Annotated in this window: 27 protein-coding genes and 2 tRNA genes; 21 read left to right on the top strand and 8 right to left on the bottom strand. The window is 74.5% G+C overall.

The window, feature by feature from the left end:
• Positions 1 to 178 precede the first annotated feature (178 nt).
• From ACI79X_RS17375 to ACI79X_RS17385, 3 genes are all read left to right on the top strand, one after another.
• Entirely contained in the window at positions 179 to 3175 is a 2997-nt protein-coding gene (locus tag ACI79X_RS17375; RefSeq protein WP_457026737.1) for a UPF0182 family membrane protein, read from the top strand.
• A gap of 153 nt (positions 3176 to 3328) precedes the next feature.
• A complete protein-coding gene (gene pgi, locus ACI79X_RS17380) occupies positions 3329 to 4975 on the top strand; it encodes a glucose-6-phosphate isomerase (protein WP_457026670.1) in 1647 nt (548 codons plus the stop codon).
• 59 nt (positions 4976 to 5034) lie between these two features.
• Positions 5035 to 5108, top strand: a tRNA-Met gene (locus tag ACI79X_RS17385).
• A gap of 62 nt (positions 5109 to 5170) precedes the next feature.
• On the opposite strand, the gene ACI79X_RS17390 is transcribed toward ACI79X_RS17385, so the two are convergent.
• Positions 5171 to 7450 carry a putative bifunctional diguanylate cyclase/phosphodiesterase gene (locus tag ACI79X_RS17390; RefSeq protein ID WP_457026671.1) on the bottom strand — a complete coding sequence of 760 codons (2280 nt, stop codon included), beginning with the start codon at positions 7448 to 7450 and terminating at the stop codon, positions 5171 to 5173.
• Positions 7451 to 7792: 342 nt separating this feature from the next.
• Between ACI79X_RS17390 and ACI79X_RS17395 the strand changes: the two genes are divergently transcribed.
• The 5 genes from ACI79X_RS17395 to ACI79X_RS17415 all read left to right on the top strand — a co-directional run bounded on the left by ACI79X_RS17395 (position 7793) and on the right by ACI79X_RS17415 (position 9054).
• Positions 7793 to 7866, top strand: a tRNA-Met gene (locus tag ACI79X_RS17395).
• A gap of 86 nt (positions 7867 to 7952) precedes the next feature.
• Positions 7953 to 8240, top strand: coding sequence for a GNAT family N-acetyltransferase (locus ACI79X_RS17400; RefSeq protein ID WP_457026672.1), 288 nt, complete (start codon positions 7953 to 7955; stop codon positions 8238 to 8240).
• Between the two features lie 37 nt (positions 8241 to 8277).
• A complete protein-coding gene (locus ACI79X_RS17405; RefSeq protein WP_457026673.1) occupies positions 8278 to 8523 on the top strand; it encodes a hypothetical protein in 246 nt (81 codons plus the stop codon).
• A gap of 52 nt (positions 8524 to 8575) precedes the next feature.
• Positions 8576 to 8857 carry a hypothetical protein gene (locus tag ACI79X_RS17410; protein WP_457026674.1) on the top strand — a complete coding sequence of 94 codons (282 nt, stop codon included), beginning with the start codon at positions 8576 to 8578 and terminating at the stop codon, positions 8855 to 8857.
• Positions 8858 to 8883: 26 nt separating this feature from the next.
• The gene (locus ACI79X_RS17415; RefSeq protein WP_457026738.1) at positions 8884 to 9054 is read left to right on the top strand and encodes a hypothetical protein; all 171 of its coding nucleotides are present in this window, start codon (positions 8884 to 8886) and stop codon (positions 9052 to 9054) included.
• A gap of 30 nt (positions 9055 to 9084) precedes the next feature.
• Here ACI79X_RS17415 and ACI79X_RS17420 read toward each other — a convergent pair whose 3' ends face one another.
• Entirely contained in the window at positions 9085 to 9339 is a 255-nt protein-coding gene (locus ACI79X_RS17420) for a Cys-every-fifth RiPP peptide CefA (RefSeq protein ID WP_457026675.1), read from the bottom strand.
• Here ACI79X_RS17420 and ACI79X_RS17425 point away from each other — a divergent pair.
• Positions 9280 to 10530 (top strand): cytochrome P450, encoded by a 1251-nt coding sequence (locus ACI79X_RS17425; RefSeq protein WP_457026676.1) that lies wholly within the window; start codon positions 9280 to 9282, stop codon positions 10528 to 10530. The two genes, ACI79X_RS17420 and ACI79X_RS17425, sit on opposite strands and share 60 nt — an antisense overlap.
• An 8-nt stretch (positions 10531 to 10538) precedes the next feature.
• A complete protein-coding gene (locus ACI79X_RS17430) occupies positions 10539 to 10721 on the top strand; it encodes a ferredoxin (RefSeq protein WP_457026677.1) in 183 nt (60 codons plus the stop codon).
• On the opposite strand, the gene ACI79X_RS17435 is transcribed toward ACI79X_RS17430, so the two are convergent.
• Positions 10718 to 11866, bottom strand: a complete 1149-nt coding sequence (locus tag ACI79X_RS17435) for a cystathionine gamma-synthase (RefSeq protein WP_457026678.1) — start codon at positions 11864 to 11866, stop codon at positions 10718 to 10720. The two genes, ACI79X_RS17430 and ACI79X_RS17435, sit on opposite strands and share 4 nt — an antisense overlap.
• Positions 11863 to 13245, bottom strand: a complete 1383-nt coding sequence (locus ACI79X_RS17440) for a cystathionine beta-synthase (protein ID WP_457026679.1) — start codon at positions 13243 to 13245, stop codon at positions 11863 to 11865. Before ACI79X_RS17440 ends, ACI79X_RS17435 begins: the two co-directional genes overlap by 4 nt.
• A 294-nt stretch (positions 13246 to 13539) precedes the next feature.
• On the opposite strand from ACI79X_RS17440, the gene ACI79X_RS17445 reads away from it, so the two are divergent.
• Both ACI79X_RS17445 and ACI79X_RS17450 read left to right on the top strand, forming a co-directional pair.
• A complete protein-coding gene (locus ACI79X_RS17445) occupies positions 13540 to 13806 on the top strand; it encodes a hypothetical protein (RefSeq protein WP_457026680.1) in 267 nt (88 codons plus the stop codon).
• Positions 13807 to 13814: 8 nt separating this feature from the next.
• A complete protein-coding gene (locus tag ACI79X_RS17450) occupies positions 13815 to 14039 on the top strand; it encodes a hypothetical protein (RefSeq protein ID WP_457026681.1) in 225 nt (74 codons plus the stop codon).
• Here ACI79X_RS17450 and ACI79X_RS17455 read toward each other — a convergent pair.
• Positions 14036 to 14581 carry a hypothetical protein gene (locus ACI79X_RS17455; RefSeq protein ID WP_457026682.1) on the bottom strand — a complete coding sequence of 182 codons (546 nt, stop codon included), beginning with the start codon at positions 14579 to 14581 and terminating at the stop codon, positions 14036 to 14038. The genes ACI79X_RS17450 and ACI79X_RS17455 overlap by 4 nt on opposite strands.
• 97 nt (positions 14582 to 14678) lie before the next feature.
• Between ACI79X_RS17455 and ACI79X_RS17460 the strand changes: the two genes are divergently transcribed.
• Together ACI79X_RS17460 and ACI79X_RS17465 are read left to right on the top strand one after the other, a co-directional pair.
• The gene (locus ACI79X_RS17460) at positions 14679 to 15692 is read left to right on the top strand and encodes an aldo/keto reductase (protein ID WP_457026683.1); all 1014 of its coding nucleotides are present in this window, start codon (positions 14679 to 14681) and stop codon (positions 15690 to 15692) included.
• On the top strand, positions 15689 to 16189 hold the full coding sequence (locus tag ACI79X_RS17465; RefSeq protein WP_457026684.1) for an XdhC family protein: 501 nt from the start codon (positions 15689 to 15691) through the stop codon (positions 16187 to 16189). Before ACI79X_RS17460 ends, ACI79X_RS17465 begins: the two co-directional genes overlap by 4 nt.
• 9 nt (positions 16190 to 16198) lie before the next feature.
• Here ACI79X_RS17465 and ACI79X_RS17470 read toward each other — a convergent pair whose 3' ends face one another.
• Positions 16199 to 17431 (bottom strand): ROK family protein, encoded by a 1233-nt coding sequence (locus ACI79X_RS17470; RefSeq protein ID WP_457026685.1) that lies wholly within the window; start codon positions 17429 to 17431, stop codon positions 16199 to 16201.
• A gap of 100 nt (positions 17432 to 17531) precedes the next feature.
• On the opposite strand from ACI79X_RS17470, the gene ACI79X_RS17475 reads away from it, so the two are divergent.
• The 6 genes from ACI79X_RS17475 (at position 17532) to ACI79X_RS17500 (ending at position 23056) form a co-directional block, all read left to right on the top strand.
• Entirely contained in the window at positions 17532 to 18569 is a 1038-nt protein-coding gene (locus ACI79X_RS17475) for a sugar ABC transporter substrate-binding protein (RefSeq protein WP_457026686.1), read from the top strand.
• Between the two features lie 70 nt (positions 18570 to 18639).
• Complete coding sequence (locus ACI79X_RS17480) at positions 18640 to 19677, top strand: ABC transporter permease (protein ID WP_457026687.1); 1038 nt, start codon at positions 18640 to 18642, stop codon at positions 19675 to 19677.
• Positions 19674 to 20465 carry an ATP-binding cassette domain-containing protein gene (locus ACI79X_RS17485; RefSeq protein WP_457026688.1) on the top strand — a complete coding sequence of 264 codons (792 nt, stop codon included), beginning with the start codon at positions 19674 to 19676 and terminating at the stop codon, positions 20463 to 20465. The genes ACI79X_RS17480 and ACI79X_RS17485 overlap by 4 nt, the downstream gene beginning before the upstream one ends.
• 35 nt (positions 20466 to 20500) lie before the next feature.
• A complete protein-coding gene (locus ACI79X_RS17490) occupies positions 20501 to 21382 on the top strand; it encodes a sugar phosphate isomerase/epimerase family protein (RefSeq protein ID WP_457026689.1) in 882 nt (293 codons plus the stop codon).
• 1 nt (position 21383) lies between these two features.
• On the top strand, positions 21384 to 22772 hold the full coding sequence (locus ACI79X_RS17495; RefSeq protein WP_457026690.1) for an FGGY family carbohydrate kinase: 1389 nt from the start codon (positions 21384 to 21386) through the stop codon (positions 22770 to 22772).
• 53 nt (positions 22773 to 22825) lie between these two features.
• Positions 22826 to 23056 carry a hypothetical protein gene (locus ACI79X_RS17500; RefSeq protein WP_457026691.1) on the top strand — a complete coding sequence of 77 codons (231 nt, stop codon included), beginning with the start codon at positions 22826 to 22828 and terminating at the stop codon, positions 23054 to 23056.
• 62 nt (positions 23057 to 23118) lie between these two features.
• On the opposite strand, the gene ACI79X_RS17505 is transcribed toward ACI79X_RS17500, so the two are convergent.
• Both ACI79X_RS17505 and ACI79X_RS17510 read right to left on the bottom strand, forming a co-directional pair.
• Positions 23119 to 23928, bottom strand: a complete 810-nt coding sequence (locus ACI79X_RS17505; protein WP_457026692.1) for an inositol monophosphatase family protein — start codon at positions 23926 to 23928, stop codon at positions 23119 to 23121.
• Positions 23929 to 23950: 22 nt separating this feature from the next.
• On the bottom strand, positions 23951 to 24127 hold the full coding sequence (locus tag ACI79X_RS17510; protein ID WP_457026693.1) for a DUF2795 domain-containing protein: 177 nt from the start codon (positions 24125 to 24127) through the stop codon (positions 23951 to 23953).
• 53 nt (positions 24128 to 24180) lie between these two features.
• On the opposite strand from ACI79X_RS17510, the gene ACI79X_RS17515 reads away from it, so the two are divergent.
• The gene (locus ACI79X_RS17515; protein ID WP_457026694.1) at positions 24181 to 24717 is read left to right on the top strand and encodes a DUF2087 domain-containing protein; all 537 of its coding nucleotides are present in this window, start codon (positions 24181 to 24183) and stop codon (positions 24715 to 24717) included.
• Positions 24718 to 24736 lie beyond the last annotated feature (19 nt).

The raw sequence follows: 24736 nt of genomic DNA on the forward strand, positions 1-24736 counted from the left end.
CCGCCGGGGAACCCGGTGCCGCGCCGGACGTTGGTCGGGGCGACACCGGACCGTCCGGCGGACCGGTGTCCGCGCCGTCGGCGACGGCGCGTGTCCGACCGCACGCGGTCGCCCCACCGCGGTGACGCACCTCCCGGTGTGCCGCCGCACCTGCAACTGAAGGAGACCGCTCGTGGCCATGCGGCCCCCCGTGTCCGTGCCGACGCTGTCGCGGCGCGCGAAGGTGGTCATCGGGTCCATCGCCGTGCTGCTGGTGCTGTTCACGGCCATCGGGACGCTGACCAATGTCTACGTCGACTACCTGTGGTTCGACGAGACCGGGTTCACCGAGGTGTTCTGGACCGAGCTCCAGACGCGCGCGCTGCTGTTCGCCGTGGCCGGCGTGGCCACCGGCGGGCTGACCGCGCTGGCCGTGCACCTCGCCTACCGGTTCCGCCCGGCCTTCCGGCCGATGTCGCTGGAACAGCAGAACCTCGAGCGCTACCGCCAGTCGCTCGAGCCGCGCCGCACCCTGGTGCTCACCGCCGTCGCCGTCGTCGTCGGCCTGTTCGCCGGGTTCACCGCGCAGGGCAGCTGGGAGACCTGGCTGACCTTCCGCAACTCGGTGCCGTTCGGCCAGACCGACCCGCAGTTCGGGCTCGACCTGTCGTTCTTCGTCTTCGAGTACCCCTTCTACCGGCTGCTGATCAGCTTCGGCTTCGCGATCGTGCTGCTGGCCCTGATCGGCTCGCTGCTCACGCACTACGTCTTCGGCGGGCTGCGGCTGCAGACGCCGGGGCAGAAGCTCACCGGCGCGGCGATGGTGCAGCTGTCGGTGCTGCTGGGCCTGTTCGTGGCGCTCAAGGCCGTCGCCTACTGGTTCGACCGCTACGACCTCGTCTACTCCGACCGCGGCGAGCTGTTCAGCGGCGCGAGCTACACCGACGTCAACGCGCTCCTGCCGGCCAAGACGATCCTGGTCTTCGCCGCCGCCTTCTGCGCCCTGGCGTTCTTCGCCAACGTCGTCGTCCGCAACTTCCGGCTGCCGGCGGCCGCGCTGGTCCTGCTGCTGCTGTCGAGCCTGGTGATCGGCGTGGCCTACCCGGCGATCGTGCAGCAGTTCGTGGTCCGCCCGAGCGCCAACGAGCGCGAGGCCGCCTACATCGAGCGGGCGATCGCCTCGACCCGCGAGGCCTACGACCTCACCGACGTCGACTACATCGACTACGCGCAGCAGACGACCGGCGACGACGCCGACACCGACGCCGCCCTGTCCGAGCTGCGCAACGACGAGGCGACCATCCCGAACGCCCGCCTGCTGGACCCCAACGTCCTGTCGGACACGTTCACGGCGCGCCAGCAGATCCGCAACGTCTACGGCTTCCCCGACAAGCTCGACATCGACCGGTACACGATCGACGGCGAGACGCGCGACTACGTGGTCGCCGTCCGTGAGCTGGAGAGCGGCAGCCTGTCGGAGAACCAGGACACCTGGATCAACCGGCACACCGTCTACACCCACGGCAACGGCTTCGTGGCCGCGCCGGCCAACCAGGTGGTCACCGGCCAGGAGGGCGGCGAGCCGAACTTCACCAGCCGCGACCTGCCCACCGTCGGCGACATCGACGTCGAGCAGTCGCGCATCTACTACGGCGAGCTCATCGAGGACTACTCGGTGGTCGGCGCGCCGGAGGGGGCCAGCCCGCAGGAGTTCGACCGTCCCGAGGACGGCTCCGAGGGCGAGGTCAACAACACCTACGACGGCGAGGGCGGCGTCGCGATCGGCAGCTTCTTCCGGCAGCTGACCTTCGCCATCTACTACCGCGAGCGGAACTTCCTGCTCTCCAGCGCGGTCAACGACGCCTCCCGCGTCCTCTACGTCCGCGACCCGCGCGAGCGGGTGGAGAAGGCCGCGCCGTTCCTCGAGGTCGACGGCGACCCGTACCCGGCGGTGATCGACGGCCGGGTCACCTGGATCCTCGACGGCTACACGACGTCGGACGCCTACCCCTACTCCGAGCGCATGGAGCTGGGTGAGGCCGCCGCCGACGCGCTCACCGGCCAGGGCACGACGGCGCTGCCCAACGAGCAGTTCAACTACATCCGCAACTCGGTCAAGGCCACCGTCGACGCCTACGACGGCACCGTGCGGCTGTACGAGTGGGACGAGGAGGACCCGGTCCTCAAGGCGTACGAGGCCGCGTTCCCGGGCGTCATCGAGCCGCGCTCGGAGATGAGCGAGGAGCTCGTCGGCCACGTCCGGTACCCGGAGGACTTGTTCAAGCTGCAGCGGGACATCCTCACGCGCTACCACGTGAGCAACCCGAGCGACTTCTACCAGCAGAACGACCGCTGGGCGGTGCCCACCGACCCCACGCAGTCGGAGGAGACCCAGGCCACCGGTGAGGCGCAGCCGCCGTACTACATCCTGGCCGCCCGGCCGGGGGAGGACGGCGCGACGTTCCAGCTCACCAGCGCGCTGAACGCCTTCCGCCGGCAGAACCTCTCGGCGTTCATCTCGGCGTCGAGCGACCCGGACACCTACGGGTCGATCCAGGTGCTGCAGCTGCCCGGCAACACCCCGTTCCGCGGGCCGCAGCAGGTGCAGCAGTCGTTCAACACCAACGACCAGGTGGCGCGTGACCTCACGCTGTTCAACAGCGAGGACTCGCAGGCGGTGTTCGGCAACCTGCTGACGCTGCCGATCGGCGCCAACGGCCTGCTGTACGTGCAGCCGCTCTACGTCGAGGGCACGGGGGAGAACTCCTTCCCGCTGCTGCGCAAGGTGCTGGTCAACTACGGCGGGCGGGTCGGCTACGCCGACACCCTCTCCGACGCGCTGGACCAGGTCTTCGGTGCCGGCGCGGGCGACACCGCGACCGACTCCGACGACGCGGACACCACGCCCGACCCGCAGGAGCCGGCCGAGCCGACGACGCCGCCCGCCGACCCGTCGGCACCGGCCGACCCGACCACCCCGCCGGACGGCGGCGGCGCGTCGACGCCGGAGCTCGACCAGGCGGTGTCCGACCTCGACGAGGCCCTGCAGCGGCTCGCCGACGCCCAGCGCTCCGGCGACTTCGCCGCGCAGGGGCAGGCGCTGGCCGACCTGCAGGCCGCCGTCGAGGCCTACGAGGCGGCGCAGGCCGCAGCGGGCTCGGCGGGCTCGGCGGCCCCGGCGTCGCCCACCGGCTGACGCCGGCCGCACGGCAGTCCGGACCCCGGTCCTCCTCGCGAGGGCCGGGGTCCGCTGCTGTCCGGGGTCCGCTGCCGTCCGGGGGGCCGCGTGGCCGTCGCACCCCGCGTGCGGAAGGGTGGACGCGGCCGACGCGCGCGAGCAGGAGGACACATGCGGATCAGCGAGACCCCGGAGTGGCGGGCCCTGGCCGAGCACCACGGCGAGATCGGGGACCGACACCTGCGCGACCTCTTCGCCGAGGACCCGCAGCGGGGCACCGACCTGGTCGTCACGGCCGGAGACCTGTACCTCGACTACTCCAAGAACCGGCTGACCCGCGAGACGGTGCGGCTGCTCGCCGCGCTGGCCGACGCCGCCGGCCTGCGGGAGCGCACCGAGGCGATGTTCCGCGGCGAGCACGTCAACAGCACCGAGGACCGCGCGGTGCTGCACGTGGCGCTGCGCGACCCGCGGACCAGCGGCCTGGAGGTCGACGGGCACGACGTCAACGCCGAGGTGCACGAGGTGCTCGGCCGGATGGCGTCCTTCGCCGACCGCGTGCGCAGCGGGGAGTGGACCGGGCACACCGGCGAGCGGATCCGCGCGGTGGTCAACATCGGCATCGGCGGCTCCGACCTCGGGCCGGCGATGGCCCACCAGGCGCTGCGCGACTACTCCGAGCGGTCGATCAGCTTCCGGTTCGTCTCCAACATCGACCCGACCGACCTCGCCGAGGCCACCCGCGACCTCGACCCCGCCAGCACGCTGTTCATCGTCGCGTCCAAGACGTTCACCACGCAGGAGACGCTGACGAACGCCCGCGAGGCCCGGCGCTGGCTGCTCGAGGGGCTCGGCGGCGACGAGGCGGCGGTGGCGAAGCACTTCGCCGCGGTGTCGACCAACGCGCGGAAGGTCGCCGAGTTCGGCATCGACACCGAGAACATGTTCGGCTTCTGGGACTGGGTCGGCGGCCGCTACTCGTTCACCTCGGCCATCGGCCTGTCGCTCATGGTGGCCATCGGCCCGCAGCACTACCGCGAGCTGCTCGACGGCTTCCACACCGTCGACGAGCACTTCCGCACCGCGCCGTGGGAGGAGAACCTGCCGGCGCTGCTCGGGCTGATCAGCGTCTGGTACGTCGACTTCTTCGGCACCCAGACGCAGGCGGTGCTGCCGTACTCGCAGTACCTGGCGCGGTTCCCCGCCTACCTGCAGCAGCTGTGCATGGAATCCAACGGCAAGTCGGTGCGCCTGGACGGGTCGCCGGTCGACGTCGCCACCGGCGAGATCGTCTGGGGCGAGCCGGGCACCAACGGCCAGCACGCCTTCTACCAGCTGCTGCACCAGGGCACGGTGCTCGTGCCGGCGGACTTCCTGGCCTTCGCGCAGCCGAGCGACCTCGCCCACGACAGGGACCTCGACGGCATGCACGACCTGTTCCTCTCGAACTTCCTGGCCCAGCCGCGCGCGCTGGCCTTCGGCCGGACCGCCGAGGAGGTCGCCGCCGACGGGACCGCGGCCGACGTCGTCCCGCACAAGGTCATGCCGGGCAACCACCCGTCCAACGCGATCGTGGCCCGCCGGCTGACGCCGTCGACGCTGGGGCAGCTCGTGGCGGCCTACGAGCACCGCGTCTTCACCCAGGGCGTCGTCTGGGGGATCAACAGCTTCGACCAGTGGGGCGTGGAGCTCGGGAAGGTCATGGCCAACGAGCTGGCGCCGAAGCTGCAGAGCGAGGGTGCGCCGGAGTACGACTCCGACTCCTCGACGAACGCGCTGGTGAAGCTGCTGCGCGAGGGCCGCGGCCGGCCGGCCTGACCGCTCCGGCAGCCCCCTCTGCGGGCCGCCGTCCCCGCGGGGTACAGTGGTCTCACCGACGCGGGGTGGAGCAGCTCGGTAGCTCGCTGGGCTCATAACCCAGAGGTCGCAGGTTCGAATCCTGCCCCCGCTACGACCAGGACCGGCCCCCACCGCTGTGCGGTGGGGGCCGGTGCCGTTCGAGGCGGCGTCTCCTCAGCTCTGCAGTGCGACCGTCCGGTCGAGCGCCCGGGCCGGCGCGACCGGGGAGAGGTCGGCGGGGGCCTGGGGGCGGGCGAACAGGTAGCCCTGTCCGGCGTCGCAGGTCAGCCCTCGCAGCAGGTCGAGCTGCCCGTCCTCCTCGATGCCCTCGGCGACGACCCGCAGGCCGAAGGCGTGGGCAGCGTTGATCATGAGTCGTACCAGTTCGACGCTCGCCGGGTCGGTCGACCGCAGGAAGCTCCTGTCGATCTTGAGCTTGTCGACGTCCAGGTGCTTCAGCTGGCCGATCGAGGTGTAACCGGTGCCGAAGTCGTCGATGCTGACGCCGACGCCGAGCGCGCGCAGCTCCCGCAGGCGCACGATCGCGTTGACGCGCTCGACGAGCACCGTCTCCGTGATCTCCACGATCAGCGCCGACGGCGGCAGTCCCGAGCGGTCCAGCGCGGCGGCGATCTCGTCGACCACCCCGGGACCGGCGAGATGCCGGCCGGAGACGTTCACCGCCACGGTGAGGTCTGCGGCCGCGGGGTCCTCGCGCCGCCACCGGGCGAGCTGCCGGGTCGCCTCGTCCAGCGCCCAGCGGTCGATGTCGCAGATCAGCATGGACTCCTCCGCGACGGGGATGAAGCCGTCGGGGAGCACGAGCCCGTGCCCGGGCCGCTGCCAGCGGATGAGCGCCTCGTACCCCTCGAGCCGCTCCGTGCCGAGGTCGAGCACGGGCTGGTAGTGCAGCACGAACTCACCGGCAGCGAGCCCGGACCGGATGGCGTCCTCCGTGTCGGCCTGTGCGTCGAGTCGCCGGCGCAGCTCCTCGTCGAACAGCTCGACGCGTCCTCGACCCTCGGACTTGGCCCGATAGGCCGCGGCGTCGGCGTGGTGCAGCAGCGCGTCGGCGTCCGTGCTCCCGGGGACGCTCACGGCCGCACCGATGCTGACCCCCACCGTCACGTCCCGCCCGGACAGGCGGATGGGTGCCGAGACCGCGGCGATCAGCCGCTCCCCGAGGTCGACCAGTTCGGACACCTCGTCCAGCGGCTCGATGAGGACGACGAACTCGTCGCCGGCCAGCCGCCCGACCGTGTCGCCACCGCGCACGACCGACCGCATGCGAGCCGCCACGGTGCGCAGGACCTCGTCCCCGGACTGGTGTCCGAAGGTGTCGTTGACCGCCTTGAAGCGGTCGAGGTCGAGGAACAGGAGGGCCAGCCGGGTGCCGTTGCGCGCGGCCCGGTGCAGCGCGGCCCCGACGAGGTCGAGCACGTGGGCACGGTTGGCCAGGCCGGTCAGCGAGTCGTAGGCGGCCTGGTGGGCGAGCTCCTGCTGCAGCTCGTCCCTCCTCCTGCCGGCGGCGACGATCTCCCGGATGGCCAGGGACATCCGCGCGACGACCAGGGAGAACAGGGCGACCGAGGCGACGACGACGGGCCAGCCCTGCACGCTCAGGGAGAAGACGAGCTGGGTGGCCAGCGCGCCGGGCGCGATGAGCACCGCCGCGGTCAGCGCGGCCAGCCGCCGGCCGGTCAGCGGCCGGGGCTCCTCGCTCCCCGGCCGCGACAGCTGCGGCATCGACGGGTGCAGCGCCGACGCGCCCCACAGCACGTAGGAGGCCAGCCACAGGAGGTCGAAGGCCCCGCCCTGGTAGTCCGCGTGGGCGGTGACGACCGCGTACGTGACGTCGGCCAGCAGGGAGGCGGCGACGGCACCGGTGAGCAGGCGGAACGACGCGGTCCGGGCGCCCGGGGCGGTGACGAGGCGGACGAGCAGCGCCAGCAGCAGGACGTCGCCGGCCGGGTACGCCACGCCGACCAGGCGGTCGAGCACGGGGTCGGCCGAGTCGACGATGGGCCCGGCGACGACGAGCCACACGAGCAGACCCAGGCCGATCGTGACGATGGCGCTGTCGACGAGACCGGGGAGGTCGAGTCCCCGCCGGCGCAGCCGGATGAACCCGAGGAGCCCGAGCCCGAGCACGGGATAGGCCGCCAGGTAGAACGCGTCGGCCGGTGACGGGAACGGCGAGACGTGGACGACGTCGGCGTACCAGCTGAAGAGGCAGTCACCGGTCACCCAGCCGAGCTGACCGGCCGCCATGAGGTACCAGGCGCCTGGCCGCCCGGGGCGGTGCAGCCGGATCCCCGCCACGATCGCCACGACGCTCGACAGGCCGACGACGGCGTACGCGACGTCCCGGGGGATGCCCGCCGGCAGCGCCAGGTAGCCGGCCAGGACGAGCCCGCCCGCCGACGTGTACGCGCCCCACGGCCTGATCTGCATGCCGTCCCATCGGCCCGCCGGCGGGCGACCTTGACCCCGCCGTGGTGGCTCACCGGGTGCCCGCCGCGGTCCGGGGCCGGCGTGGTCCCGGATCCCGGTGCCCCTCCTCCGGGACCGGGGAGGCGGTCCGTCCGGACGACCCCTCGCTGACCTGGACCTCCGGGCCCGTCCACCGCCCGTCCGCGTCCGAGGGGGCCGCGGGCCCAGGGACGGGGTCCTCCCGCCGGGCGTCGGGGACCTCCGCCGGTCCTCCCCCTGAGGGGTGGGTCGGGGAGGAGCGACGGAGGTCACCGCGGGCGGCGGCGGGGACCTCCGGGGGACGTGTACAGTGGTCTCTACCGACGCGGGGTGGAGCAGCTCGGTAGCTCGCTGGGCTCATAACCCAGAGGTCACAGGTTCGAATCCTGTCCCCGCTACTGGCACGAGGGCCCCGGAGCACACCGCTCCGGGGCCCTCGTCGTTCCCCGGAACAGGAACGGGCCGGCACCGGTTGGCGCACGGCATGGAGCCGACCGTCCACGACATCCCCGACGCCGACCGCTACGAGATCCGCGACGGCGACCGCCTGCTCGGCCTGGCCGCCTACCAGCGCCGCGGCGAGACGGTGGTCTTCACCCACACCGAGATCGACCCGGACGCCGAGGGCTCGGGCCTCGGCGGGAAGCTCGTCCGCGCCGCGCTCGACGACGTGCGGAGCCAGGGCGGCCGGGTCGTTCCGCAGTGCTCGTTCGTGCGCGGCTGGATCGAGCGCCACCCGGAGTACGGCGACCTGGTCGCGCGCGACTCCTGACGCGTGACGCCGCCGCCCGCCTGGTCGGCTGGGCGGCGTGCGTGTCCTCGTGGCCGGGTGGTCCAGCTTCGACGAGGTGATCGCCACCGTGGGCGACGAGCTGGGCGGGGACGTCGTCGCCGGCTGGTTCGCCGAGCTGGGCCTGCAGTACGACGTCGCCGTCGCGCCGTTCCTCGAGGGCGGTGCGGACGGGCGCGGTGTCGACTGGCGCGACGTCGACCCGGCCGCCTACACGCACGTCGTCTTCGTCACGGGGCCGATCCGCGCCTCGCCGCTGAAGTGAGCTCACGGGCGCCTTCGCCGGGTGCCGCCGCCTCGCCGTCAACGTCTCGGTGGTGGAGGAGGCCGGCCGGGCGCTGTTCGACGAGGTGTGGGAGCGCGACGCCGACGGGGTCGCCCGGCCCGACCTCGCCGCCGACGGCCCGGCCGCGACCGCGCCGGTGGTCGCGGTGGCCTTCACCCCGCCGCAGGCCGGGTACGGCGACCGCAGACGTGCCGGGGGTCTCCGCGAGGAGATCGAGGAGTGGTTCGCCGACCGGCAGCTGCCCTGGTCCGAGCTCGGCATGGACGTGTACGAGAAGCCGCACCCCGGCGCCCCGCGCAGGTCGAGGCGCTGATCGCCCGAGCCGACGTCGTGGTGAGCATGCGGCTGCACGGGCGGGTGCTCGGCCTGGAGGCCGGCCGGCCCGTGGTGGCCTGCGACCCGATCGCGGGCGGGGCCGAGGTCACCCGGCAGGCCGGGGCGCTGGGCAGGCCGCTCGTGGTGCCCGCCGAGGCGCGGGCCTGGCTGGCGGGACGGCTCTGCCGGTCCTGAGCCGTACGGCGCGCCCGGGTGTGTTGCTCCTCACACCCGGTCCTCTCTAGCGTGCGGTCGGAGGTGACCGTTCCGTCGAGGGAGTCGTCCGTGACCATCGCAGCCGTGCCCCCGGCCGACGCCGGGCGCGTCGACCCGGCAACCGTCGACCCGGCAACCGTCGACCCCGCAACCGTCGACCCCGCAACCGTCGACCCCGCAACCGTCGACCCCGCAACCGTCGACATGGCCGGTGTCGACCTGTCCGACCGTGACTGGTGGACGACGCCGCCGGAGTACCGGCACGCCGCCTTCGACCGGCTGCGCAGCGAGCGCCCCTTCGCCTTCTTCGCCGAGCCCGACCTGCCCGGCATCCCGGCCGGACCCGGATACCACGCGGTCACCCGCTACGCCGACCTGGAGGCGATCAGCTCCCAGCCCGCGGTCTTCTGCTCCGGCAGGGGCGCGGTGTCGATGCAGGACGTGCCGGCCGAGCTGCACGAGTTCTACGGCTCGCTGATCAGCATGGACGACCCGCGGCACGCCAAGATCCGGCGGATCGTGTCGAAGACGTTCACGCCGCGGATGCTCGAGCGGACGCTGGACTCGGTGCGCGCCGTCGTCGACGACGTGCTGGCCCGCGCCCGCGCCAAGGCGGAGGCCGGCGACGGGAGCCTCGACGTCGTCGCCGACATCGCCGCGCCGATCCCGCTGCGGGTCATCTGCGACATGATGGGCGTGCCGGAGGCCGATCGCGCCTCCGTACTGGCCAACTCCAACGTCATCCTGTCCGGCGGCGACCCGGAGCTCATCGAGAACGACGACCCGCTGACCGCGTTCCTCACCGCCGGCATGGAGATGGCGGCGCTCATGGAGCGGCTGGCCGGCGAGCGGATGACCGACCCGCGCGACGACCTCACCACCGCGCTGGTCCGGTCGGAGGTCGACGGCGAGAGCCTCTCCCACCAGGAGATCGCCTCGTTCTTCATCCTCCTGCTGGTCGCCGGCAACGAGACCACCCGCAACGCCATCTCCCAGGGCCTGCTGGCGCTCTCGGAGCACCCCGACCAGTGGGCCCGCTGGGCGGCCGACCCCGCGCTGGACCGCACCGGCGTCGAGGAGGTCGTGCGCTGGGTGAGCCCGGTGACCTGGATGCGCCGCACCGCCACGCGGGACGGCGAGATCGGCGGCCACCCCTTCACCGCGGGGGAGAAGTTCCTGCTGTTCTACGCCGCCGCCAACCGCGACCCCGAGGTGTTCGCCGACCCGCAGCGCTTCGACGTCGGCCGCGACCCCAACCCGCACGTCGGCTTCGGGTCCAAAGGCCCGCACTTCTGCCTGGGCGCGCACCTGGCCCGCCGTGAGCTGCAGGTGACCTTCCGGGCCGTCTTCGACCAGCTGCCCGACCTCGAGGTCACCGGCCCGCCGCACCGGCTGGCGTCGTCGTTCGTCAACGGCCTCAAGCGGCTGCCCGCGCGGCTGGGCGGGGACCGCTGATGCGGGTCGTGGCCGACCGGGAGGTGTGCGTCGGGGCGGGCTCGTGCGAGCTGCTCGCCCCCGACGCGTTCGAGGTCGACGACGACGGCGCCGTCCGGGTGCTGCAGGAGCGCCCGGACGACGCCGTCGCCGTGCGCGACGCGGTGTCGCAGTGCCCGACGGGGGCGATCAGCCTCCTCGAGGAGACCTAGCCGAGGGCCTGCTCGAGGTCGGCGAGCAGGTCGTCGCCGTCCTCGATGCCCACCGACAGGCGCACCAGGTCGCCCGGCACCTCCAGCGGGGAGCCGGCGGCGCTCGCGTGCGTCATCCGGTGCGGGTGCTCGATCAGCGACTCGACGCCGCCCAGCGACTCGGCCAGCGTGAACAGCCGCGCCCGCTCGCAGACCCGCAGCGCCGCCTCCTCGCCGCCGGCCAGCCGGAACGACAGCATCCCGCCGAAGCCGGACATCTGCCTCGCCGCGATCTCGTGTCCGGGGTGGTCGGGCAGGCCGGGGTAGAGGACCCGCGAGACGGCCGCGTGCGAGGTCAGGTACTCGGCGATCCGGGCGGCGTTGGCCTGGTGCCGGTCCATCCGCACGCCGAGGGTCTTGATGCCGCGCACGACCAGCCAGTCCGACAGCGGGCCGGACACCGCGCCCATGGCGTTCTGGTGGTAGGTGAGCTGCTCGGCCAGGTCGCCGTCGCGGACGACCAGCGCCCCGCCGACGACGTCGGAGTGCCCGCCGAGGTACTTCGTCGTGGAGTGCACGACGACGTCGGCCCCCAGCGTCAGCGGCCGCTGCAGGTAGGGGCTGGCGAAGGTGTTGTCGACGACGAGCAGCGCGCCGGCCTCGTGCGCGATCTCGGCGGTGCGCGCGATGTCGGCGACGTTGAGCAGCGGGTTGGTCGGCGTCTCGCACCAGACCACCCGCGTGGACCCGGGGCGGATGGCGGCGCGCAGCGCGTCGGCGTCGTTCAGGTCGGCCGGCGTGTGCTCGACGCCCCAGCGCGAGACCACCTTCGAGATCAGCCGGAAGGTGCCGCCGTAGGCGTCGCCGCCGAGCACGACGTGGCTGCCCGGCTCGCAGACGGCGCGCAACAGGGTGTCCTCGGCGGCCAGGCCGGAGGCGAAGGCCAGGCCCGCGGTGCCCTCCTCGAGCGAGGCCAGCAGCGCCTGCAGGGCGTCGCGGGTGGGGTTGGCGCTGCGGGCGTACTCGTAGCCGCCGCGCAGCCCGCCGACGCCGTCCTGCTTGAAGGTGGTGGCCAGGTGCAGGGGGACGACGACCGCGCCGGTGGCCGGGTCCGGGTCCTGCCCGGCGTGGATGGCGCGGGTGTCGAAGCCGCCGAACTCGCTCACCGGGTCACCCCCGCCAGGTGGCCGAGCACGTCCTGGCGCGTGACCACGCCCGCGGGCTTGCCGTCGACGTGCACCACCAGCGCGTCGGCCTCGCCGAACTCCGCGACGGCGGCGCTCACCGGCTCGCCGGAGCCGATGATCGGCAGCGGCGCGGACATGTGCTTCTCCACCCGGTCCGACAGCGAGGCGCGGCCGGCGAACAGCGCGTCGAGCAGCACCTTCTCGTCGACCGAGCCGACCACCTCGCCGGCCGTGACCGGGGGCTCGGCGCGGACCACCGGCATCTGGCTGACGCCGTACTCGCGCAGGATGTCGATCGCGTCGCGGACGGTCTCGTTGGGGTGGGTGTGCACGAGCTCCGGCGTCGCCCCACCCTTGCCGTGCAGCAGCTCGCCGACCGTCTCGCCGGTGGCGACGTCGAGGAAGCCGTAGTCGGCCATCCACCGGTCGTTGAAGATCTTGTTGAGGTAGCCGCGGCCGCCGTCGGGCAGCAGCACCACGACGACGTCGTCGGGCCCCAGTTGCTCGGCCGCGCGCAGCGCGCCGACGACGGCCATCCCGCACGAGCCCCCCACGAGCAGGCCCTCCTCGCGGGCCAGCCGGCGGGTCATGCGGAACGAGTCGGCGTCGGAGACGGCGACGATGTCGTCGGCGACCGACCGGTCGTAGGCGTCGGGCCAGAAGTCCTCGCCGACGCCCTCGACCAGGTAGGGCCGCCCGGTGCCGCCGGAGTAGACCGACCCCTCGGGGTCGACGCCGACCACGCGCACGCGGCCGTCGCTGACCTCCTTGAGGTAGCGGCCGATGCCGCTGATCGTGCCGCCGGTGCCCACCCCGGTGACGAAGCAGGTCACCTTCCCCTCGGTCTGCTCCCAGATCTCCGGGCCGGTCGTCTCGTAGTGCGAGCGCGGGTTGGCCGGGTTGGCGTACTGGTCGGGCTTCCAGCCGCCCGGCGTCTCGCGGGCCAGCCGGTCGGAGACCGAGTAGTAGGACCGCGGGTCGGACGGGTCGACGGCGGTGGGGCAGACGACGACCTCGGCGCCGTAGGCCCGCAGCGTGTTGACCTTGTCCTGGCTGACCTTGTCGGGGCACACGAAGATGCACCGGTAGCCGCGCTGCTGGGCGACCAGGGCCAGGCCGATGCCGGTGTTGCCGCTGGTCGGCTCGACGATCGTGCCGCCCGGCCGCAGCTCCCCGCTGGCCTCGGCGGCGTCGACCATGCGCACGGCGATGCGGTCCTTCACCGACCCGCCGGGGTTCATGTACTCGACCTTGGCCAGCACCAGCGGTGCATCCGGGCCGAGGTCGGCGGTCACCCGCGACAGCCGGACCAGCGGGGTGCCGCCGATCAGGTCGACGACGGACTCGGCGTACTGCACGCGGACCTCCTCGCGCGGCGCCCCGGGCGGGCGCGCTGCTGCCCCCATCCCACCACCGGTGGGTCCCGCCCGTGCGGGGCGTCGCACCGGCATGACGACGACGGACCCGCGGGCCGACGAGGGCCACGCACCGGTTCCCGGCGGGGTGCGGATGTACTGGCGCCGCGTCGGGGAGGGCGGCGCGCCGCTGGTCGTCGTCCACGGCCGGTTCGGCGTGGTGGGGATGTTCGGCGACGTGCTGGAGCGCCTGGCCGCGGGCCGGCCGACCTCACGGGCTGCTCGCTGGGCGGCGGGGTGGTGCTGCGGGCGGCGATCCGGCACCCGGACGCCGTGCGCCGGCTGGTCGTGGTGTCGGCGCCCTGCCGGCGGGACGGCTGGTTCCCCGACGTCCGGACGGGGGAGTCCGTGTCCTCCGCGGGCCTCGAGGAGATGCGGCAGACGCCGATGTGCGAGGCGTACGCGGCCGTCGCGCCGGACGCGGACGCCTTCCCCGCGCTGATGGACGAGACGGGGGAGCTCATCCGCGGCGACCACGACCGGACCGACGAGGTGCGCCGCTGACGCTGCCCGTGCTGCTGACCGACGCCGACGCCGACGCCAGCCCGCCCGCCCACGCGGCGGAGTTCTCCGCCCTGCTGGGCGGCGGGCTGCGCGACGCCGGCTGGGACGGCTCGGGCCGCCCGGCGTCGCGGCTGGCGGTCCTGCCGGGGCGCACCGACCACGACGTGTTCGCCGCCCCGGAGCTCGCGCCCGTCGTCGACGGGTTCCTGGACTCCGCGGAGACCGGGTCCTAGCCGCCGGCCGGGACCTCGGAGGCGGTGTCGGTGGGGGTGTCGGCCGCCCGCCGCACCGGCTGCCGGGCCACGCCGGCGAGCGCCGGGCGGACGTCGACCAGCGGGGCCAGCAGGCCGGGGGCCGCCGCCCGCCGCTGCACGGGGGTGGGGCTGCCGGCCCGGCCGTCCGGGGATCCGCCGCGGCGTGAGCGCAGGGCGGTGAGCAGGTCGAACGCCGCCAGCACCGACGCGCCGACGATGACGCTGCGGAGACGCTCGTGCCGGTCGCCGCGGCGGTTCTGCAGCGCCACGCCCATGACGGCGAGGTCGACGACGTCGCCGAGCACGCGGGTCCACGCCCAGCCCGGCCGGCCGGCGAGCAGCCCGGCGGCGTGCGCCAGCTCGCGGGCCCCGACGGCGGTGACGACCGGCAGCGCGACGGGGGAGTCGTCGACGCCGGCGAAGCGGGCGACGCCCGACGGCGAGACGAGCATGGAGGTGCCGAGGCCGAGGCTGGCCAGCCCGAGCAGCCGGGCGGTGCGACGGGCGGGGCGCGGGCTCATGGGTCCTCCCGGGGGACGGCTCCCCGGCGGCTACCCGTGGCGCCGTCGGGGAAACGGCCGGTGGCGTCCCGTCGGCGGCCGGGACGAGGATGCGGGCATGACCTCTCCTGCGTCTCCCCGGACCCTCGGCCGGGACGGCCTGGTCGTCTCCGCGCTGGGTCTGGGCTGCATGGGCATGAGCCAGATGTACGGCGCCGCCGACCGCGACGAGTCGATCGCCACCGTGCACCGGGCGCTCGACCTCGGCGTGACGTTCCTCGACACCTCCGACGTCTACGGCGACGGGCACAACGAGGAGCTGGTGGGGGAGGCGATCCGCGGCCGGCGCGACGAGGTGCAGCTGGCCACCAAGTTCTCGCTGCGGCGCAACGACCGCGGCGGCATGGACATCGACGGCCGGCCGGAGAACGTGCGGGCCTGCGCCGAGGCCAGCCTGCGCCGGCTCGGCGTCGACGTCATCGACCTCTACTACCAGCACCGGGTGGACCCGCGGGTGCCGATCGAGGACACCGTCGGGGCGATGGCCGAGCTCGTGCAGCAGGGCGAGGTCCGGTACCTCGGGCTGTCGGAGGCGTCGGCCGCGTCGGTCCGCCGGGCGGTGGCGGTGCACCCGATCGCCGCGCTGCAGAGCGAGTGGTCGCTGTGGACGCGGGACCTCGAGAGGGAGGTGCTCGGGGTCGCCCGCGAGGCCGGGATCGGCATCGTGCCGTTCAGCCCGCTGGGCCGCGGCTTCCTCACCGGGGCGATCACCAGCCCCGACGACTTCGCCGAGGACGACTGGCGGCGCACCCATCCGCGGTTCACCGGCGAGGCGTTCGCGGCGAACCTGCGGCTGGTCGACGCCGTGCGGGCGATGGCGGAGGAGAGGGGCTGCACGCCCGGGCAGCTCGCGCTGGCCTGGGTGCTCGCGCAGGGTCCCGACGTCGTGCCGATCCCGGGCACCAAGCGGCGGTCCTACCTGGAGGAGAACGCCGGCGCGCTCGCCGTGGAGCTCTCGCCCGAGGACCTCGCCCGGCTGGGCGAGATCGCCCCGCCCGGGGTCGCCGTCGGCGGCCGGTACGCCGATGCCGGCTACGCCTACGGCGACAGCCCGGAGCGGGGCGCGGCGTGACCGACCCGAGCTGCGGCGTCGCCCACGGGGCGCCGGCGGAGGCCCCGCCGGGCCGGGTGCTGGTGGCGGTGTTCGACTCGCCGGTGGCCGAGGTGCTGCTGCGCTGGGCGCCGGAGTTGGGCTTCCGCACGGTGCTGCTCGACCCCGACCCGGCCCGCGGCGCCGGCGTCGTCTCCTTCGCCGACCTGCCCGAGGACCTCGGCGACGCCGACGTCGTCGTCACCGACCACCACCGGCCCGAGCTCGGCGAGGTGCTGCGCGACGCGCTGGCCCGGCGGGTGCGCTGGGTGGGCGTCATGGGCAACCCGCGGCACGAGGGCCCGCACGTGGCGGCGCTGGCCGCGCTCGGGGTGCCGCCGGAGGAGGTCGCGCGGGTGCACCGGCCGATCGGCCTGGACATCGGCTCGCGGGCGCCGGCGGAGATCGCGCTCAGCACGCTCGCCGGCCTGCTCGCCGACCGCAACGGCCGCAGCGGCGGGTCCGCGCACCGCGCCTGAGGTCCCGGGTCAGGCTCCCGCGGCCGCCCCGAGGGACCCGCGCTCGCCGAGCACGCGGTCGGCGATGCCGTGCGCCAGCCCGAGCACGCCGGCGTCGCCGTCGAGCTCGCTCCGGCAGATCCGCAGGTCTCGGGTGGCCAGCGGCAGGGACCGCGAGGCGATCCGCTCGCGGATGCCGGCCAGCAGGTGCTCGCCGCCGACGGCCAGCTGGCCGCCGACGACGATGACCGACGGGTTCAGCAGGCTGACGGTGTGCGCGACGGCGGCGCCGAGGATCCGGCCGGCGGCGCGGACGGCCGCCACGACCTGCCAGTCGCCGGCGCGCAGGCCCAGCACCAGGTCGTCGACCGAGCGGACGTCGGACCCGGCGCGCGCGAGCTGCTCGACCAGCGCCCAGCCCGACGCGTAGGCCTCCAGGCAGCCGACCTTGCCGCAGCGGCACAGCGGCCGACCGTCCTGGCGCGCCGTGGCGCCGAGCGACTCGTCGGGGCCGGCGTCGGCCCAGGTGTGCCCGAGGTCGCCGGCCGCGCCCTGGGCCCCGCGGACGACCCGGCCGTTGCTGATGATCCCGGTGCCCACGCCGGTGCCGACCTTGAGGAACAGCAGGTCGTCGACGTCGGTGTGCACGGCGGCGCGCTCGCCGGCGGCCATGGCGTTGACGTCGTTCTCCACCAGCACCGGCACGGGGAAGCGGCGCTGGACGAGCGGGGGCACCGCGACGCCGTCCCACCCGGTCATGATCGGCGGGGAGACGATGCGGCCGGTCGCCGCCTCCACGGGGCCGGGGAGGCTCACGCCGACGCCCCACACGGGCGCTCCGTCCACCTGTGCCCGGAGGCGGGTGAGCCCGTCCAGGGCGGTGCCGAGTACGGCGTCGGGGCCGGCGGCGACATCGGAGGTGGTGTCCTCGCGCGCCAGCACGGTGCCGGCCAGGTCGCAGACGGCCAGCCGCATCCCCGAGGCACCGACGTCCGCGACCAGCAGCTGCCCGCTGGTGGGGTCGAAGCGGAACCGGGTGGCCGGGCGGCCCCGGCTGCCCACCACGAGGCCGGCCTCGGTGAGCAGTCCCGCGTCGACCAGCGCGTCCAGCCGGCTGTTGACGGTCACCCGCGCCCAGCCGGTGCGCTCGCCGACGTCGGCCCGGGTCAGCCCGGCCTCCGAGGCCGCGGCGGAGCGGAAGACCTGGAGCAGGGACAGCGCCCCCGCGTCCATCGGGGGACGCGACTCGGTGGGCTGAGCCACTGCCGACCTCCGTTTCGTGCCTGATGCGAGCCGATTAACTGCTGTTGACGACACGTTAGCGGGTCCTTATTGTCTGGCGCCAGGCATAAAGGAGGCCGCAATGTTGCTGTTGTCCCCGCGCACCCGCCGGGTCCTCACCACCGTCGCCGCGTCGACGGCGACCGTCACGCTCCTCGCCGCCTGTGGTGGCGGTGGGAGCGACTCCGGGTCCTCCGCCGACGGCGCCACCACCGTCGCCGCGGTCATCAAGGGCCTGGACAACCCGTTCTTCCAGGCCATGCAGGACGGCATCGAGACGGCGGGCACCGACACCGGCACCGAGGTCGAGGTGCAGGCGGCGCAGAGCATCACCGACACCACCGGGCAGGCCGACCGGCTGACCACGCTGGCCCAGCAGGACTTCGGCTGCTACCTGGTCAACCCCATCTCCGGCAGCAACCTCGTGCAGGGCCTGGCCCAGGTCGCCCGCCAGGAGGTGCCGGTCGTCAACATCGACTCCCCGGTCGACGCGGACGCCGCCGAGCAGGCCGGGGTCGACATCGCCACCTACATCGGGACCGACAACGCCGACGCCGGCGCGCAGGCCGGCCAGGCGATGATCGACGCGATCGGCAGCGGGCAGGTCGCCGTCATCGGCGGCATCGCCGGCGACGTGACCAGCGGCGCCCGGGTCGACGGCTTCACCGGCGCGGTCGAGGGCACGCTGGACGTGGTGCAGACGGTCGCCGCCGACTGGGAGCGCCAGCGGGCGCTGACGGCGGCCACCGACATCCTCGCGGCCAACCCCGACCTGCGCGGCTTCTTCGCCGCCAACGACGACATGGGCCTGGGCATCGCCCGTGCCGTGGCCAACGCCGGCCGGACCGGCCAGATCGCGATCATCAGCGTCGACGGCAACGAGGAGGCGCTGCAGGCGGTCGCCGACGGCCAGCTCACCGCCACGGTCGCGCAGTACCCCTACGCGATCGGCGAGATGGGCGTGCAGGCCTGCGTCGCCGCCATCCAGGGCGAGGACCTGCCGGCCGAGGTCACCGCGCCGGTCGCGGTCGTCACCGCCGACGTCGCCCAGCAGGCGCTCGACGCCTTCCCGGCGCCGTTCCAGGAGTTCGACAACCCGCTCGCCGACCTCGTCGGCTGACCCCCGGCCGGGCCGGGGGCGCCGCCTCCGGCCCGGCCGACCACCAGGCTCCCGCAGGAGAGGACGCGCCGTGAACGCCACGGACAGCAGCAGCACCCGGACGGCGCCGCCGTCCGCGGCCCCCACACCGGCCGCGGACGCCGCCCCACCCACCGAGACCGCCCCGCGGCGCAGCCTGGGCAACCGGCTCGCCGCCGCCCCCTGGGCCGAGCTGGCCGCCCCGATCGGGCTGGTCGTGCTGGTCGTCGTCTTCGGCATCCTGACGCCGGACTTCCTGACCAGCGGCAACATCGAGGCGATCCTGCTCGCCAGCGCCATCCTCGTGGTGCTCGCCGTCGGGCAGACCTTCGTCGTCGCGACCTCGGGCATCGACCTGTCGGTCGCCTCCACCATGACCCTCGGCGCCGTCGTGCTCGGCCAGTGCACCGCCGCGGGACTCGACATCTACCTGTCGTGCCTGATCGGCATCGGCGCCGCGGCCGTCGTCGGCGTGGTCAACGGCCTCATGGTCGCCAAGGGGCGCATCACCGACTTCATCGTCACGCTGGCCACCCTGTCGGCGGCGAGCGGGCTCGCCCTCGTCCTCGCCGACGGCAAGCCGGTCCCGGTCCTCGACGGCTTCCTGCTCGAGATCGCCGCGGGCGGCATCGGGCCGGTCGCCTGGCCGGTCCTCATCGCCCTGGTCGTCGCCGTCCTCGGCCACGTCCTGCTCTTCCACACCCGCTTCGGCGTGCGCCTGCTGGCCACCGGCGGGTCGGAGGAGGCGGCCCGCAAGACCGGCGTGCACACCAGCCGCATCAAGATCGCCGCGTACGTGCTCTCCGGCGTCCTCGCCGGACTGGCCGCGATCCTGCTCGTCGCCCGCGTCGGCGCGGCCGAGCCCGCCAGCAACACGAGCTTCCTGCTCAACTCGGTGGCCGCCGTCGTGCTCGGAGGGGTCAGCCTCTTCGGTGGCCGGGCCACGATCGCCGGCCCCGTCGTGGGCGCGGTGCTCCTCACCGCCCTGGTCAACGGCCTGACCCTGATCGGGCTGTCGCAGTTCTACCAACCGCTCGCGGTCGGCGTCGTGGTCGCCGCGGCCGCCTTCCTCACGAGGTTCTCCCGATGACCGCCACGCCCGTGAGCCCCGTCCCCTCGCAGACCGGCACCGACCGGGACGAGCTGCTCGTCGCCCGGAACCTGACCAAGAGCTTCGGCAGCGTCCAGGCGCTCAAGGACGGCAGCATCACCGTCCGCCGGGGCTCGGTGACCGCCCTCATCGGTGACAACGGCGCCGGCAAGTCCACGCTCGTGCGCTGCCTGTCCGGCGTGCACGCGCCCGACGGCGGCGAGCTGCTGCTCGACGGGCGCCCGGTCCGCTTCACCACCCCCGAGCAGGCCCAGGCCGCCGGCATCGAGACCGTGCACCAGGACCTCGCCCTGGTCGAGGACCTCACCGTCTGGCAGAACCTCTTCCTGTCCCGCGAGCTGACCCGCGGCTTCGGGCCCGTGCGCTTCCTCGACCGCAAGGCGATGCGGGCCCGGGCCGCGGAGATGGTCGGCACGCTGTCGATCAACGTGCCCGGCGTGACGCAGCGGGTGCGCCGGCTCTCCGGTGGTCAGCGGCAGGCGGTCTCGATCGTGCGCGCCGCCGGCTGGGGCTCCTCGATGGTGGTCATGGACGAACCGACGGCGGCGCTCGGCGTGCAGGAGACCGCCCGCGTCGAGGAGCTCATCCGCGACCTGCGCGACCGCGGGCTGACCGTCCTGCTGATCAGCCACAACTTCGACCAGGTGCTCCGCCTGGCCGACGAGGTGTGGGTCATGCGGGCCGGCCGCAGCGTCGCCCACCGGCACACCGCCGGCACCACCGGCGAGGACCTCGTCGGACTGGTCACCGGCGCCATCAGCGCCTGACCCTCCCCCCCCCCGAACTCCCTGGAAGGACACCCGTGACCACTCCGGACAGCACCACCCCGGCCGTCGCCAACCCGCTGGGCGTGCACGCCCTGGTGTGGACCGGCGACTGGACGGCCGAGTCGAGCCGCTTCGCCATCGAGAGCACCCGCGCGACGGGTTTCGACATGATCGAGATCTCGCTGCACGACCCGGAGACCTTCGACGCCGCGCACACCCGCCAGCTCCTCGAGGACAACGGCCTGGCCGCGGCGTGCTCGCTGGGCCTCGCGCCCGACGCCGACGTCTCCAGCGACGACCCCGCCGTCGTCGCGCGCGGCCGCGACCTGATCGCCCGGGCGCTCGAGTGCGCCGTCGGTGCGGGTGCCGGCCACCTGTGCGGCGTCCTCTACTCCGACCTGCGCAAGTACATGGCCCCGGTGACCCCGGCGGGTCGCGCCAACGCCGTCGAGGCCATGGCGTGGCTCGCCAAGGAGGCGGCCTCGGCCGGGATCACGCTCAACCTCGAGGTGGTCAACCGCTACGAGTCCAACGTCGTCAACACCGCCGCCGGGATGCGGGAGTTCATCGCGGAGACCGGCGGGCAGATCGGCGTCCACCTGGACACGTACCACATGAACATCGAGGAGGACGGCTTCGTGACGCCCGTCCGCGAGACCGCCGGCCAGATCGGCTACGTGCACGTGGGGGAGTCCCACCGCGGCTACCTGGGCACCGGCACGATCGACTTCGACGGCTTCTTCGGCGCGGTGAAGGAGGTCGGGTACACCGGCCCGGTCGTGTTCGAGAGCTTCTCCTCGGCCGTGGTCGCGCCGGAGCTGTCGAACAAGCTCGGCGTCTGGCGCAACCTGTGGGACGACGGCCGCGACCTCGCCGCCCACGCCCGCGCCTTCATGGCCGAGCGCCTGGCCCGCTGACGTGGCCGACCTCCTCCTCGGCGCGGACCTCGGGACGAGCGGGCTCAAGCTCGCCGCGCTCGACACCGCGGGCTCGACCGTCGCCGAGGCGGAGGTCGGCTACGCGGTCGACAGCCCGGAGCCGGGCTGGGCGGAGACGGCGGTGGCCACCTGGCGGACCGCCCTCGACGACGCTCTCGACCAGCTGGCCCCCTCTCTGGCGGGGCACGCGGTGCGGGGCCTGGGCCTGTCAGGGCAGATGCACGGCGTCGTCCTCGTCGACGACGACGGCGCCGCGCTCGCCCCGGCCCTGCTGTGGCCCGACCGGCGGGCCGGCGCCGAGCTCGCCCGCTGGCGCTCCCTGGACGGCGACGAGCGCGCCGCGCTGGCCAACCCGCTGGTGCCGGGGATGACCGGGCCCCTGCTCGCCTGGCTCTCGGTGCACCGCCCGGAGCTGGTGGCCCGGGCGGCCGGCGCGCTGCTGCCCAAGGACGCCCTCCGGGCGACCCTGCTGCCCGGCACCGACTGGCGGCTCACCGACCGCAGCGACGCCTCCGGCACCCTGCTGTGGGACGTCCCGGGGGAGCGGTGGTCGCCGGCCGCCACCGCGGCGGCCGGCATCGACCCCGGCCTCCTGCCCCGCGTGGTCCCCGGCTCCACCGTCGCCGGCACCGTGCGGCTGCCCGTCGGCGAGGTGCCGGTGGTGGTCGGCGGAGCGGACACCCCGCTCGCGCTGCTGGCCGCGGGCACGCGCTCGGGGGTGCAGGTCAACCTGGGCACCGGTGCACAGCTGCTCCGGCCCGGCTGGTCGCCGGCACCGGCGGCCGACCCGCCGGTGCACTCCTATGCCGACGCCACCGACGGCTGGTACGGCATGGCCGCGCTGCAGAACGGCGGCCTCGCGTGGTCGTGGGTGCGCGAGGTGCTCGGGCTGTCCTGGCCGGGGCTGCTCGAGGCGGCCCAGGAGTCGGCCCCGGGGGCCGGCGGTGTCGTCTTCCGGCCGTTCCTGACCGGGGAGCGCGGCGGCGTCGCGGGACCCGACGCGCGCGGCTCCTGGTCGGGGCTGTCGGCCGGAACCACGCGCGCCGACCTGGCGCGCGCCGCGCTCGAGGGCGTCGCGTTCGCCGTCGCGGCCGGGGCGGCGCTGCTCGGCGGGCCCGTCGACGACGGGCCCGCGGTGCTGACCGGCGGCGGTGCGCGGTCACCGTTCGTGCAGCAGCTGCTCGCCGACGTCCTCGGCCGGCCGGTGGTGCACCTGCAGGTGCGCAGCGCCTCCGCCGCGGGCGCGGCCCTGCTCGCCGCCGCCGGCACCGGCACCCCGCTGGAGCCGCAGCGCGTGTACGGGCCGCTGGTGGAGCCCGCGCCGGCTCCGGAGCTGGCCGCGGCCCGGGAGGCCTGGCTGCGGGCCTGACCGGGCCGTCGTCCGGACTGCCGCGGGGAACGGCGGGGGCGGGGCGTCCGTTGATGACGGCGAACGGGCCCGGCTGCGGGCCCCGGCGAGAGGAGGCACCCGACATGGCGTCGGTGTTCGACAAGGTGGCCCAGTTCGCCCGCAGTCCCAAGGGCCAGCAGGCGCTCAGGCAGGTCTCGGCCAAGGCCCAGCAGCTGGCGAAGGACCCGAAGACCAAGGCCCGCATCGACGACGCGCGCCGCCGGTTCTCCGGTGGCCGTGGCACGGGCGGTCCCCGCCCGTAGGTCTCCGCACCGCACACGACGGCGGCCCCTCCCGAGCCGGGAGGGGCCGCCGTCGTCGTGTGTCAGGCCGCGGCGTCCGGCGGCGGCCGCAGGTGCGCGAGCGCGGCGTCGTGCAGCAGGCCGTTGGTGGCCAGCGCGCTGCCGCCCGCGGGGCCCGGGACGCCGGTGAGGTCGGTGAACCGGCCGCCGGCCTCCCGCACGATGACGTCGAGCGCGGCGAGGTCCCACAGCGAGACCTCCGGCTCGCACGCCACGTCGACCGCGCCCTCGGCCAGGAGCACGTAGCTCCAGAAGTCGCCGTAGGCGCGGGTGCGCCAGGACGCGCGGGTGAGGTCGAGGAACCCGTCGAGCAGGCCGCGCTCCTCCCAGCCCGACAGGCTGGAGTAGGACAGGCTGGCGTCGCCGAGCTCGGAGACGCCCGACACCCGGCAGCGCGTCGCCGACTCCAGGCGCCGGCCGGTCCACGCGCCGACGTCCTTGGCCGCCCACCAGCGGCGGTTCAGGGCCGGCGCGGAGACCAGGCCGACGACCGCCTCGTCGCCGTCGAACAGCGCGATGAGCGTCGCCCAGACCGGCACGCCGCGGACGAAGTTCTTCGTCCCGTCGATGGGGTCGAGCACCCAGCGCCGCGGTCCGTGCCCGGTGACGCCGAACTCCTCGCCGAGCACGGCGTCGCGGGTGCGGGCCCGGGCGAGGGTGATCCGCAGCTGCTCCTCGACGGCGCGGTCGGCGTCGGTGACCGGCGTCAGGTCCGGCTTGGTCTCGACCGCGAGGTCGAGCGCCCGGAAGCGGTCCATGCTGATGGAGTCCGCCTGGTCGGCCAGCACGTGCGCCAGGTGCATGTCCCCCGTGAAGTCCCGGCCCGGTGTCATGGGCACCGAACCTAGCGGGACGTCAGTCGAACACCGCGGCGCTCACGCCGCTGGGACCCTCGTACTCGCGGTCCTCGATCTTCTGCAGGGCGTCGATGACGTCCTTGTCGCCGCCCTTGGCGTGCTCGAGGATCTGCTCCTTGCTGGCCGGGTAGTCGATGCCCTTGAGGGCCTTCTGGATGTCGATGGGGCTCACCATGGCGTCCCGCTACCCCCGCCCACGTGCGTCGATGCGCGGATACCGTCGCTGGCGTGGAGGCGGCGACGATCGTGGGGCTCCTGGCCGATCCCACCCGGTTGAAGGTGGTGGCGGCGCTGGCGCTCGGCGCCGGGACGATCGAGGAGGTCGCCGGCGCCTCGGGGCTCTCGCTCAAGGACGTCGCCCTGGCCGCCCGCCGGCTCGCCCGCGCGGGGCTGGTGCGCCGCGACGGGCACGTCCTGGAGCTGCTGACCGACCGCTTCGGCGCCGCCGCGCGGGCCGCGGCCGCCTCGGCGCCGCCGGCCGAGCCGCTGTCGGACGACCCGGCGGAGTCCGCGGTGCTGGCCGCGTTCATCCGCGACGGCCGGCTGACGACCATCCCGGCGCAGCTGACCAAGCGCCGGGTGGTGCTCGAGCACGTGGTGCGGGTGTTCGACGTCGGCGTCCGCTATCCCGAGCGCGAGGTCAACGCGCTGCTCGCGGTGTGGCACCCCGACACCGCGGCGCTGCGCCGGTACCTCGTCGACGAGGGGCTGCTGTCGCGGGAGGCGGGGGAGTACTGGCGCTCCGGCGGCTGGGTGGACGTGTAGTCCCGTCTCCCGCGGAGGA

It is taken from the genome of Geodermatophilus sp. SYSU D01119 (assembly GCF_054049975.1).

What these genes read in the sequence shown, in the direction of transcription:
- pgi (WP_457026670.1), top strand. Translation starts at nt 3,329, where the DNA reads ATGCGGATCAGCGAGACCCCGGAGTGGCGGGCCCTGGCCGAGCACCAC.
- ACI79X_RS17390 (WP_457026671.1), bottom strand. Translation starts at nt 7,450, where the DNA reads ATGCAGATCAGGCCGTGGGGCGCGTACACGTCGGCGGGCGGGCTCGTC.
- ACI79X_RS17425 (WP_457026676.1), top strand. Translation starts at nt 9,280, where the DNA reads ATGGCCGGTGTCGACCTGTCCGACCGTGACTGGTGGACGACGCCGCCG.
- ACI79X_RS17375 (WP_457026737.1), top strand. Translation starts at nt 179, where the DNA reads ATGCGGCCCCCCGTGTCCGTGCCGACGCTGTCGCGGCGCGCGAAGGTG.
- ACI79X_RS17400 (WP_457026672.1), top strand. Translation starts at nt 7,953, where the DNA reads ATGGAGCCGACCGTCCACGACATCCCCGACGCCGACCGCTACGAGATC.
- ACI79X_RS17500 (WP_457026691.1), top strand. Translation starts at nt 22,826, where the DNA reads ATGACGGCGAACGGGCCCGGCTGCGGGCCCCGGCGAGAGGAGGCACCC.
- ACI79X_RS17505 (WP_457026692.1), bottom strand. Translation starts at nt 23,928, where the DNA reads ATGACACCGGGCCGGGACTTCACGGGGGACATGCACCTGGCGCACGTG.
- ACI79X_RS17510 (WP_457026693.1), bottom strand. Translation starts at nt 24,127, where the DNA reads ATGGTGAGCCCCATCGACATCCAGAAGGCCCTCAAGGGCATCGACTAC.
- ACI79X_RS17475 (WP_457026686.1), top strand. Translation starts at nt 17,532, where the DNA reads ATGTTGCTGTTGTCCCCGCGCACCCGCCGGGTCCTCACCACCGTCGCC.
- ACI79X_RS17455 (WP_457026682.1), bottom strand. Translation starts at nt 14,581, where the DNA reads ATGAGCCCGCGCCCCGCCCGTCGCACCGCCCGGCTGCTCGGGCTGGCC.
- ACI79X_RS17415 (WP_457026738.1), top strand. Translation starts at nt 8,884, where the DNA reads ATGCGGCTGCACGGGCGGGTGCTCGGCCTGGAGGCCGGCCGGCCCGTG.
- ACI79X_RS17485 (WP_457026688.1), top strand. Translation starts at nt 19,674, where the DNA reads ATGACCGCCACGCCCGTGAGCCCCGTCCCCTCGCAGACCGGCACCGAC.
- ACI79X_RS17460 (WP_457026683.1), top strand. Translation starts at nt 14,679, where the DNA reads ATGACCTCTCCTGCGTCTCCCCGGACCCTCGGCCGGGACGGCCTGGTC.